Raw genomic sequence first — 11,325 nt, 5'->3', positions numbered from 1 at the left:
GCGCATGGCGAAAGCAACGCGCGGCGTCGTCCTCCTGATCGCCGGCCTGGCGGCCCTGGGCGCGCAGGGGAGCGCGAACGCGCAGGACGTGACGATCTACCGCTGCATCGACGCCAAGGGCCACCTCACGCTGCGCGACACGCCCTGCGCGAAAGACCAGAAGCAGGAAGCGCGCACGATGGCGCGCCCGCAGGACGCGCCGCACAAGCCCGCGAACCCCGCCGCGACACAAGCCCCACCGGTCCACGAACAGTACGACGCGCAAGTCGCCTCGCACGATCAATACCTCGCGCCGCCGCGCCCGCTGTACGAATGCATCACGCCCGACGGCGAGCGCTACACCAGCGACACCAGCGAAGGCAATCCGCGCTGGGTGCCACTGTGGACGCTGGGTTACCCCGCGCGCGGGATGATCGGCCCGGGCATCGGTGCCGGCCCGAACTGGATCGGCCCGAGCAACTACGGTTCCTACATCCGCGACACGTGTTACATGCTGCCGCCCGCCGACGTGTGCGCACGCACGCGCGATCGCCGCGACGAACTGCGCAAGCGCTTCTTCAACGCGATGCCCAGCGAGCGGGATGTGCTGCGCGTCGAGGAACGCAGCCTCAACGCGCGCCTGGACAACGATTGCGGCGGCCAATGACGCGTTGCGTGTGGCACGCTTGCCGCATGACCCGCCCGTCCACGTTCGCCCTGCTCGCGTTGCTGCTGGCGCTCTCGCCGTTTTCCGGGCACCCGGCGCGCGCGACCACGATCTACAAATGCACCGATGCCAAGGGCACGGTGACTATGCAGAACGACAAGCCGTGCGCGCCGGGCGAGAAACAGGTCGTGCGCACGATCGGCGAGTTGCCCACCGCGCCCGCGCCGGCACCGCGCGCGGTCGACGTGAAGCCGCCGAACCAGGCCCCCGCGGGTGCATCGTTCGAACTCGTCCGCGGTCCGGTGACCGAGGCCTTGCCCGAATCCGAGGTTCCGATGGCCGAACGCAAACCGCCACCACCCCTGTTCGAATGCAAGACTTGGGAATCCAAGATCTATCTGAGCGAGACCGACTCGCCGGAGGAGCGCTGCGCGCCGATGGACACCGTGGGCCTGAATGGCGGCGGCGGCGCGGGTCAAGCATGCGAGATCAAGCGCGATGTCTGCACCGCGCTCACCGACAAGGCGCTCTGCAGCGGTTGGCAGCGCCGCATCGATGAAGCGAAATTCCGCATGACGTACGCCGCAGCCGCGGAGAAGGCCGACCGCGAAGCCGACTACGCGCGCCAGCGCACTGCATTCATCGACAGCACGTGCCGCTGACGCGCCGCTGAAGCATTCGGTGCGTTGATGACGATTCGCCCCCGATGCGTGGATGAATTGCGGCATCTAACTTTTCGTTGACCTGCACCACGCAACTTCCTAACCGACGCCTCCCTATGGTCGCTGTTCCCTCCCCCAAGCACCGAGGCGTACAGCATGGCGAACCAGACCCGCGGCACCAGCAATCGTGGATTCGCAAGCATGGATCCGGAAACGCAGCGAAAGATCGCGCAGAAAGGCGGCGAAGCGGTGAGCCGCGATCGTGAACACATGTCGATGATCGGCCGGAAAGGCGGCGAAGCTTCCGGCGGCAACCGCGGCACCCAGAACACCCCGCAGAACGCGCCCCCCAACCAATTCGGCGGCAACGAACCCGGCGGTAATCGCTGAGCCACTGTTCGACCACCATTCGAAAACGCCCGCGCATGCGGGCGTTTTCGTTCAGGGTTGTCGTGCCGCCGACTGCGCGGCCAATCGCTCGTAATACTTCCGCACGCACGTGAAGCCCTGGCCGCCGATCACCATCTGCCCGTCGAGCCAGCGCACGGTGTGCCCGTCCCACGCTTCGGCGCACCAGTGCCGCTTGACCGTCGGCGCCAGGCGGTGCGCGCGCGATTTCGCCGGTACGGGCCGCGAAGGCACCGGCGCAGGCGCGGCCTCGATCACGAAGATCTCGCCGTCGAGATCGGCGATGTACACGTTCCCCGACTGATCAGTTCCGAACGCGACCGGGTTGTCGATCACGCCCACGTCCGGCGCGAACGTCGCGTTGCGCAAGGTGAACAGGTCGCTGGTGACTGGCGTGTTGCCGTAGAGATCGTCGACCGGCAGCGACCATAGGTTGCCTTCGATGAAATCCGCGAACAGATATTGCCCGCGCAGCGACTCCACCGGCCCGCGATACACCACGCCGCCGATCACCGTCTCGCCCGTGCGCGGCCCGCTGCCGTGCAGGTATTGCGCCGCGGGCAGGCGGTATGCGGGATTGTCGGCGCCCTTGAACGGCAAGGTTCCCTCGCGCACCGACCAACCGAAGTTCGCGCCCTGGTTGTCGTCGGGGCCGAACATCACGTCGATTTCCTCGACCGTGGTTTCGCCGACGTCGCCGATGATCAAACCGCCCAGGCCCGTGCCCTGCGGCCCGAAGTCGAAGCTGGCACGGAAGGGATTGCGCAGGCCCAGCGCCCACACTTCCGGTGCGCCGCCCGCGACGACGAAGGGGTTGTCGGCCGGGATCGCGTAATTGCGCGTGTCGTCGAGCGGGAAGTCGTCGCGCGTGATGTCGATGCGCAGGATCTTGCCGAGCCAGGTATCGGGGTTCTGCCCGTTGTTGTCGGGATCGCCTCCGCCGCCGCCATCGCCGATCGCGATGTACAAGAAGCCCGATCCGTCGAACCCGATCCACCCGCCGTTGTGGTTGATGCGCGGATGCGGCTGGCGAAGGATCACGCGCAGTGTCCTCGGATCGGCGACATCGCGGTTGGTTGCGCTGACCGTGTAGCGCCGCACTTCGATCGTGCCGACCGGGTCGGTCAGGAACACGTAGAACTGGCCGGAGGTCATGAAGTCCGGCGACGTCGCGAAACCCAGCAATCCGCGTTCGCCGTTGGTCGATATCTGCCCGCGGACATCGAGCAAGGGCGTGGCCGCGAACGTGCCCGTACCCGGCGAGAGAATGCGGACGCGGCCGGCGAGTTCGACGACATACACGCGCCCCGAACCATCGGGCACGGGCGCGACGAACACGGGCGAAGGCACGCCCGACACCACGCGTCGCACGCGGAACGCGGTGCTGGCGACATCGCTGACGGTCACGGTCAGCAACATGCCGGTGGCGACGATCCCATCGCTCACGCGCAGCGTCACGCGGTAGACATTGTCGGTGCCGACGTCGGTGGGGTGTTCGAAATCCGGCGGCGCGGCGAACGACAACGCGCCGCCCGAGGCGATGCGGAACGCGCTCGCGTCTTCGCCACCGTCGATCGAATAGGTCAGCGATTGGCCATCCATGTCGGTGGCCGTGGCGCTGTAGAACGCACCCGTGGTGTCTTCGGGCACGGTCACCGTGGTCGGCGAAGTGAAGACGGGCGGCGCGTTGCCGATCGTGACCGAACCGCTGGTGCTGCTGCCGCCACCGCATGCGGCGAGCGCGAGCGTGCCTGCAAGAACCAACATCCTGGCGGTGCGCAGCAACATGGGCCCGGCCTCCTGGCGATGTCCGCGCAGGATGCCTCCGGCCGCTGAAGCGGCGGGTGAAGCGCCGCGCCGTTCGTCAGAAACCGTAGCGCAGGAATCCGCCATCCACCGCGATGCACTCGCCGGTGACATACGAGGCCGCCGGCAGGCACAGGAACGCGACCGCCGCCGCCACTTCCTCGGGTTCGCCGATGCGGCCCAGCGGCGTGCGCAGCAGCACTTCGTCGAGATAATCGGGATCGGCGAGCTTGTCGTGCGTGCGACGCGTGCGGATGTACCACGGCGCCACCGCGTTGACGCGGATGCCGTCCTCGGCCCATTCGACCGCGAGGTTCTTCGTCATCTGGTGCATCGCGGCCTTGCTCATGCCGTAGGGCGCGCCGCTGCGCACGTGCGTGTTGCCGGACACGCTGCCGACATTCACGATGCTCGAAGCCGCGTGCCTGGTCAGCAACGGATAGGCGTAACGCGAGAGTTCGAATGCGGAGAACAGGTTGATCTCGAAGATCTTCCGCCATTCGTCTTCGCTGTATTCCACCGCCGCGCGCGTGAGGTTGCCGCCGGCGTTGTTGACCAGGATGTGCAGGCCTTCGCCGAAGTCTTCGACCCAGTCGAGCAGTTCGCGGCGCTGGTCGTCTTCGGCGACATCCGCGACGAAGCCTTGCACGTCGCGATCGGGGAAGTCTTCAGCCAGTTCGGCGCGTGCCGATTCCAGCGCCGCGGCATCGCGCGCGGCGAGGAGCACGTCGGCGCCGAAGCCCAGGAGTTCGCGTGCGATCGCGCGGCCGATGCCGGCGCTGCCCCCGGTCACCAGGGCGAGTTGTCCGTCCAGCCGCCAGCGCTTCGGATCCATGCCGCCTGCCTCGTTTGCGTCCGCCCGGGTCGGCGTAGGATAGCCGCTGCCTTCCAATGGACGCCGCCGCGATGTCGCGAACCCCGGTTGCCGTGCTCTGCGTTGCCGTGATGGGCGTGCTCGCCCTGGGCGCTTGTTCGAAGCCCGAAAAGCCCGAGACCGAGCGGCCGCCCGCGCCGCAGGCGTCGGCCAGCCAGCCCGACCCGGAAACGTGGGACGACGCGAGCAAGCGCGAGAAGCCCGCCACCGAGCTGACGCAGGCGATCCAGAGGCCGATCAACAAGGCCAAGTCCGCCGAAGCGACGACGCTCGAGGCGGCCGACCAGCAGCGCGCGTCCATCGATGCGCAGGAGCGGGGCGATGCCCCGCCGCCGTCGGATCAGTAGCGGCGCGCGTCCGGCCTGACGCCGGTCAGAGTTCGCAGAAGCAATACGCCAGCGCTTTCACCGGCGCGCCCGGGCGGCGCTGGAGGGCGGCGTCGAGGAATCGCAGGTCCGCGTCCATCTGCGGCACGCTGCGCGACACGATGGCGCGCGCCACGCCCTGGGCGAAACCCGAGTCGCGCATCATCGTCGCGCCCGCGCGGCTGGACACGAAGCCGGCGAAGAAGCGTTCGAACGGCGTGGCTTCGCGCTCGATGTAGTGCACGTTGTACGCGTCGGGCTTGCCGAGTTTCGCGCGCGCCGCTGCATCGTCGATCGCTGTCTGCAACCCCCCGAAGTCGTCGACGAGTCCGCGTTCGCGCGCCTGCGCGCCGGTCCACACGCGGCCGCGCGCGATCGCATCGATCTCGTCCACCGAACGCTTGCGCGCCTGCGCCACGCGACCGGTGAAATCGCGATAGCCCTTATCGATCACCGATTGCACGATGTCGCCCACGGCCGGATCGAGTTGGCGCGTGATGTCGAACGCACCGGCGAAACGCGTCGTGCCCACGCCGTCGGTGTGCACGCCGATCTTGTCCAGTGCGCGCGGGAATGTCGGGATCACGCCGAAGATGCCGATCGAACCGGTGATGGTCGAGGGATCGGCATAGATGCGATCGGCGTTCATCGAGATCCAGTAGCCGCCCGATGCGGCGAGGTCGCCCATCGAGACGACGACGGGCTTGCCGGCCGCCTTGAGTGCGACGACTTCGCGGCGGATCTGTTCGGAGGCGAACACTTCACCGCCGGGCGAATCCACGCGCAGCACGACGGCCTTGACGTGGTCGTCGTCGCGCGCCTCGCGCAGCAGCGCGGCAGTGGAGACGCCGCCGATGTGGCCCGGCGGCTTTTCGCCGCCTTCGATCTCGCCTTCGGCGACGACGACGGCGACCTGCGGGCGCAGTTCGGTCGCCGGCAAGGTGGTGTCGATGTGGCGCAGGTAGGTGTCGAGCGAAACCTGGCGGAAACCGCCGTCGGCATCGGCGTCGGCGACGCCGCGTTCGGCGAGGATGCGGTCGACTTCCTCTTCGGTCTTCAATCCGTCGACAAGCTTCTGCTGCAACGCATAGCGGCCGAGATCGCCGCGCGCGGCGGCGAGGCCTTCGGGCAGCGTGTCGATGCCGGCGGCGAGTTGCTGCGCGGACAGGTCGCGCGCCTTGGCGACGTCGCCGAGATAGCGCTGCCACACGTCGTTCATCCAGTACAGGTCGGCTTCCTTCGCCTGCGGCGACGCGGCATCGAGCACGTAGGGCTCGGCGGCCGACTTGTATTCGCCGACCTTGAACAGGTGCACGTCGACGCCCAGCTTGTCCTGCAAACCTTCGCGGTAATACTGGCGATACCGGTCGAGGCCTTGGAGCACCAGGCCGCCCATCGGATCCAGGTACACCTCGTTGGCCTGCGCGGCGAGCAGGTACTGCTCCTGCATGAAGCTTTCGCCGAACGCGACGACCTGTTTGCCCGACGCGCGCACCTTCGCCAACGCCGCGGCGAGTTCGCGCAACGAGGCGTAGCCGGTGGGTTGCAGGCGGTCGAAGCGCACGAAGACGCGTTCGATGCGCTTGTCGGTCGCGGCCACGTCGAGCGCGCGCAACAGATCGCGCAATTGCACTTCGTCGTTGCCGCCGTCGCCCATCGCCTTGGACAGCGCACGGCTGGCGATGTCGCTGCTGTACTGCTCGACCAAGCGGCCCTGCGGCGCGATGACGAGCGTGGTGCGGTCGTTCAGGGGCGCGAGCGAACCGCCGGAGAAGGCGAACATCAGGAACAGGATGAGCAGCGCGAAGAACACCAGGTTGAACACCAGGCGCCGCGTGAAGTTCATGGCGTCCCAGATGCCCACGATGGCGCGGGCAATGGGGCCACGACGGCTGGGTTCGTTCATTGCGGTGGAGCTCCTGGAGAGGGGTGCGCCGGGGGCGATGCCCGGAAGATGGCGACAGGTTAGCGGCAGGCGTGTGTGGACTTCATGCGCCGTCGGTCATGGCGACGATTCGCCATCGCGCCCAGCGTTCATGGGGACTGCGCGCGAGGACCGCAAGAAGCGCGTCGACAAGAGGACGGCCGCGGTCGTGAGGCCGACGATCAGCCCGATCCACATCCCTTGCGGGCCCCAGCCGAGCCACAGGCCCAGGCCCGCGCCGAGCGGCATGCCCACGCCCCAGTAGGCGAGCGCGGCCAGCAGCATTGGCCGGCGCGTGTCGCGCAGGCCGCGCAACGCGCCCGCCGAAAGCACCTGCACGCCGTCGGGGAACTGGAAGGCGGCCGCGTACAGCAGCAGCGTCGCGGCCAGGGTCGCGACGGCGGTGTCCGCGGTGTAGAGGCCGGCGAGCGCGTGGTTGCCAAACAACAACAGCACCGCCGACACCGCCTGCGTGGCGAACATGAGGATGAACCCGGCGAAGGCCGCACGGCGCAGGCCTTCGCGATCGCCACGGCCGAGCGCATGGCCGACCCGCACCGTCGTCGCTTCGGCCAGGCCGAAGGGAATCATGAAGCACAGGCTCGCGACGTTGATCGCGATCTGGTGCGCCGCCACCTCCACGCCGCCGAGCCGCCCGATGAGCAACGCGGTGACGATGAACAAGCTGCCCTCCATCATCACCGTCACGCCGATCGGCAGGCCCGTCGCGAGCAAGTTGCGCAGCTCGGGCCAGCGCGGCCGTTCGAAATGCGCGAACAAGCCCAGCGATCGGAATCGCTTCGAACGCCGCAGGTACAGCGCGAAGGCGATGGCCTGCGCCCACATCATCGCCGCCGATGCGAGCCCGAGCCCGCCGGCGCCGAGCTCCGGCAACCCGCCGACGCCCCACGTGAGGGCGTAACCCAGCGGTACCAACACGACCAGGCCGCCGAAGCCGAGCACCATGGTCGGCAGCGTCCAATGCAGGCCATCGCTGAGATAGCGCATGCACAGATACAGGGTGAGCGCAGGAACGCCCCAGCGGATGCCGTGCAGGAAGGCAACCGCGCCGGGCCGGATTTCCGGTGCGATGCCCATCGGTTCCAGCGCGATCGTCACCACGCTCAGGAACGCGAACAACACCAGGCCGAGCATCGCCGCGAGCCACAACGCCTGGCGGAACAAGGGCGCGATTTCGTTGCGACGCCCCGCGCCGTCGAGTTGCGAGACCGCGGGCGGGAAGGCCATCAGCGTTCCCATCGGCACCATCATCGGCAACCAGAACAGGGCCGTGCCCACGGCGACCGCCGCGAGCGTGCGCGTGCCGTGGTGGCCGGCGATCACGCTGTCGACGAAACCGATCAGGCCCGTCGAGAGGTGGCCGAGGACGAGGGGCGCGGCAAGGGTTGCGCTGGTGCGCAGTTCCCGCGCGAACGGGGGCTGTGGGGACATCGCAAGGGCTTGATCGTGAAGGGGCGCGGGGATTTGAAAGGCGCCGCGTACTATCTTAGCCGCCAGACGGGGACCCTCATGGGCAGCGAGATGACGAACACCAGCGCCGCCGCGCCGCCCAGGCCGACGTGCCAGAACTGCGGGGTCCCGCTGCTGGGCGAGCACTGCCACGCCTGCGGCCAGCCGGTGAAGGGGCTCGTGCGCCACTTCACCAGCATCATGGGCGACCTGCTGGACACCGTCTTCAACATCGACGCGCGCGTGTTCCGCACGTTGTGGCCGCTGTTCACCAAGCCCGGTTGCCTGTCGCTGGAATATTTCGCGGGCCATCGCATCCGCTACGTCAGCCCGGTGCGCCTGTTCGTGTTCCTGAGCATCGTGGCGTTCTTCGTGGCGCAGCTGTCGGTCGACTTCAGCGGCATGAAGGTCGGCATGGACGGCGGCGGCGACTCGGCGATCGCGAAGGCCACGACGGTCGCGCAGGTCAACGCGCGCCGCGACGGGGCGGTGCGTGAATTGGAAAAGGCGAAGAAGGAAACGGCGGAAACACCGGGCGTGAGCATCGGCCTGGATGCGGCGAAGACTGCGATCAACAAGCAGGCAGACCGCCGCATCGCGATGTTGGAAGCCGCCTCCAAGGCCGGCCGCCCGCCCCCGCCCCCGGGCGTGTCCGCGCCCGACGGCGAGGAAAGCGACGACGAGATTTCCTTCAACGGCAAGCCCTGGGATCCGGTCAACAACCCCGTGCACTTCGAATGGCTGCCTTCCGCCGCCAATCGGAAACTCAACGAAATGGCCGGCCATTTCCGCGACAATGTGCGCCGAGGCGAGAAGGACCCGAACCTCATCAAGGATGCGGTGCTGAGCACCGTGCCCACGGCGCTGATCCTGATGCTGCCGTTGTTCGCGCTGATGCTGAAGATCGCCTACGCCTTCAAGCGCAGGCTCTACATGGAACACCTGATCGTCGCCCTGCACAGCCATGCGTTCCTCTGCCTGGCCTTGCTGGTGATGTTCGGATTGATGGCGCTGCAGGATTCGCTCGGCGCCGTCGCTTCCCCGCTGCATTCCCTCATCAAGCTGGGTGAGGTGTCGCTGGGAATCTGGATGCCGCTGTACCTGCTCATCATGCAGAAACGTGTCTACGGTCAAGGCTGGATCATGACCCTGTTGAAATACTGCGTGCTGGGCTTCTGTTATTCCGTCCTGCTCAGCATCGGTGCCGCGTTCACCATGCTGGCGGGCCTTGTCTGGATGTGAAATGGTCGTTTACGAAGTCAACCTGGAATTCGACGTGGCCATCGCCGCGCCCTACCGCGAATGGCTCGCCGCGCACGTGCAGGAATTGCTCGCGCTGCCCGGCTTCCTCTCGGCGCAGGTGCACGATGTCGTCGATCCATTGCCCACCGCCGGCCGCCAGGGCTTGTGCGTGCGTTACATGGTGAGCGACCTGGGCGCGCTCGAAACCTACCAGCGCGAACATGCGCCGCGCCTGCGCGCGGAAGGCCTGGCGCGCTTCGGCGAAGAAGGCGTGCGCTATCGGCGCCGCATCCTGAAGGACGTGGCGCTTTAACTATTGCGCCAGGCGCACCTGCAACCACGCGGTGCGTTGCGCATCGGCCGTCGACAACAACGCCTGCACCAGCGCCGCGCGGTCCTGCGGGGGCACGCGTTGCGCGAGCACGCACAGGTCGGCGCGCTGCGCACTGTCCATCCGGCGCAACAGACGCAGCATCGGCGCGTGCTGCGTTTCGGGCAGTTGCGCCAGCAGGGCGTGCAACTTCGGATAGTCGCCGCCGATCGCGGGGCCCAGTAGCCACCCGCGTTGCGCGATCGGATCGAGCCCGTCGAACTGTGCGTGCAACGCCGCCTGCTCCTGGGGCGTGCGATGCGCGAACGCCTGCACCGCGCTTTCGATCGCTTCGGCCGACACCGGATCCAGCGCGCGCCACGCGGCGTAGCGTTCGCGCAGGCGCACTTGCGTGGGTCGCGGCTGCGCATCCCATTGCGCCGCGCGCTGCATGAAGTCGCGACGCTGCGCAGGCGAGAAGGCTTGCCAGAGCGCGGCCTGGTCGCGCAAATCCTGCTGCAGCGGCGCGGGGACCCGTGCGATCGCCGACGCAGTGGCTTCCGGCAGCGTGACGCTGCGCGGGATCGGCAGCGGCCTCGCATGTGGCGGCGCGACGAACGCCGGCGGCGGTTCGGCCAGCGCGGCGGCGGGCACCACGGCCGGCACCGGCTTGGCTGGCGCGGAGGCGTCGGCCGCCGGTTGCACTGCCAGCGTCGCGGCGTACCAGGCGAAGAAGGGGAACGCATCGGCGCGGCGCACACCGTCGGGGTCGGCGATCGCGAGGAAGTCGCGATGCGTCCAGGCGGCGAGGTCGGCGTCGTAACGCGCGACCGGTTCGTCGGCGGGCGGCAAGTTGGCGCTGCGGACCAGCTCGCCGCGGAAGGGCAACGCGTCGAACCATTGCGGGCGAAACAGGACGACTGCACCGATGCCCGCCGCGAGCGCGACGAGGGCGCCGATACCGACCCTGCGCCGCACAGGCGCGCGCGTAGTCACCGGTCGCGGCGTTGCCTCGGCCGGCGTCGCACGGGGCGCCTGCGGCGCCGCATGCAGCCGCGCGAGGCGCTCGGCCGGCATGCCTTCGGTGGATGCGCGCACGTCTGCGACCCACGCCTGCCAGGCGTCGCGGTCGGGCGTGCCGTCTTCGCGATAGGGCACCGCGCGTTGCAGCGCGTCGCGATACGCGTCGGCGGAGACGCCCAGCGCCGCGGCCGCGTCGTCCATCTCCAGCGCGGCCACCAACCGGAGCAACAGGGCCGCGCGCGGCCCGTTGCCGAGCGGCGCCAGCGCCGCCCAGGTTGCGGGCCACACAGCATCGGCGGCAGGGCGGCGCATGTCGGGCGCGGCGAGCAGCGTCGACCAGAAGCGGATCGGCCAGGTCGCCATCGGCGCATCCGGTGCGATCCGCGTAAAGGCACGCAGCACGGCCGCGACGGCCGCGTCGCCGCGATCGACCGACCCGCATTGCAGGGCCGCGAACACCGCGGCGCGGCGTTCGACCCCGCGCAGGAACGCCGCCGGCGCACCCGTCGCCGTGTTTGCTGGAGAGGGCGTGCTCGTCATGCTTGCGGCGTGCTCATCGGCTCGGATGATAGCCACGCATTCCGTCCGATGGCGA

Annotated in this window: 11 protein-coding genes; 6 read left to right on the top strand and 5 right to left on the bottom strand. The window is 68.5% G+C overall.

Translation table 11 applies throughout. From position 1 onward, the window contains the following. The first annotated feature begins 4 nt into the window (after positions 1–4). The 3 genes from ACXJJ8_RS05985 (at position 5) to ACXJJ8_RS05975 (ending at position 1,698) form a co-directional block, all read left to right on the top strand. Positions 5–646: a DUF4124 domain-containing protein gene (locus ACXJJ8_RS05985; RefSeq protein ID WP_499027658.1), complete on the top strand. Its 642-nt coding sequence runs from the start codon at positions 5–7 to the stop codon at positions 644–646. A 26-nt stretch (positions 647–672) separates the two neighbouring features. Beyond that, positions 673–1,308, top strand: a complete 636-nt coding sequence (locus ACXJJ8_RS05980) for a DUF4124 domain-containing protein (protein WP_499027656.1) — start codon at positions 673–675, stop codon at positions 1,306–1,308. A gap of 156 nt (positions 1,309–1,464) precedes the next feature. Further along, positions 1,465–1,698 carry a KGG domain-containing protein gene (locus ACXJJ8_RS05975; RefSeq protein ID WP_498959529.1) on the top strand — a complete coding sequence of 78 codons (234 nt, stop codon included), beginning with the start codon at positions 1,465–1,467 and terminating at the stop codon, positions 1,696–1,698. A gap of 51 nt (positions 1,699–1,749) precedes the next feature. On the opposite strand, the gene ACXJJ8_RS05970 is transcribed toward ACXJJ8_RS05975, so the two are convergent. After that, on the bottom strand, positions 1,750–3,504 hold the full coding sequence (locus ACXJJ8_RS05970; protein WP_499027654.1) for a PQQ-dependent sugar dehydrogenase: 1,755 nt from the start codon (positions 3,502–3,504) through the stop codon (positions 1,750–1,752). Between the two features lie 76 nt (positions 3,505–3,580). Further along, complete coding sequence (locus ACXJJ8_RS05965) at positions 3,581–4,357, bottom strand: SDR family oxidoreductase (protein WP_499027651.1); 777 nt, start codon at positions 4,355–4,357, stop codon at positions 3,581–3,583. 71 nt (positions 4,358–4,428) lie between these two features. Between ACXJJ8_RS05965 and ACXJJ8_RS05960 the strand changes: the two genes are divergently transcribed. After that, entirely contained in the window at positions 4,429–4,743 is a 315-nt protein-coding gene (locus tag ACXJJ8_RS05960; RefSeq protein ID WP_499027649.1) for a hypothetical protein, read from the top strand. Between the two features lie 25 nt (positions 4,744–4,768). Here the strand turns inward: ACXJJ8_RS05960 and sppA are convergent, their stop codons facing one another. Continuing rightward, positions 4,769–6,667, bottom strand: a complete 1,899-nt coding sequence (gene sppA / locus ACXJJ8_RS05955; RefSeq protein ID WP_499027646.1) for a signal peptide peptidase SppA — start codon at positions 6,665–6,667, stop codon at positions 4,769–4,771. 96 nt (positions 6,668–6,763) lie between these two features. Continuing rightward, entirely contained in the window at positions 6,764–8,137 is a 1,374-nt protein-coding gene (locus tag ACXJJ8_RS05950; protein WP_499027644.1) for an MATE family efflux transporter, read from the bottom strand. 90 nt (positions 8,138–8,227) lie between these two features. Here ACXJJ8_RS05950 and ACXJJ8_RS05945 point away from each other — a divergent pair, with 90 nt between their 5' ends. Next, positions 8,228–9,397: a DUF3667 domain-containing protein gene (locus tag ACXJJ8_RS05945; protein WP_499027642.1), complete on the top strand. Its 1,170-nt coding sequence runs from the start codon at positions 8,228–8,230 to the stop codon at positions 9,395–9,397. Between the two features lies 1 nt (position 9,398). Next, entirely contained in the window at positions 9,399–9,710 is a 312-nt protein-coding gene (locus ACXJJ8_RS05940) for a DUF4286 family protein (RefSeq protein WP_499027640.1), read from the top strand. Here the strand turns inward: ACXJJ8_RS05940 and ACXJJ8_RS05935 are convergent, their stop codons facing one another. Beyond that, positions 9,711–11,306, bottom strand: coding sequence for a DUF3106 domain-containing protein (locus ACXJJ8_RS05935; RefSeq protein ID WP_499027637.1), 1,596 nt, complete (start codon positions 11,304–11,306; stop codon positions 9,711–9,713). Positions 11,307–11,325 lie beyond the last annotated feature (19 nt).

Source organism: Lysobacter sp. P5_C4, from assembly GCF_054049695.1.
This window is presented reverse-complemented; position numbering and strand designations above follow the sequence as displayed.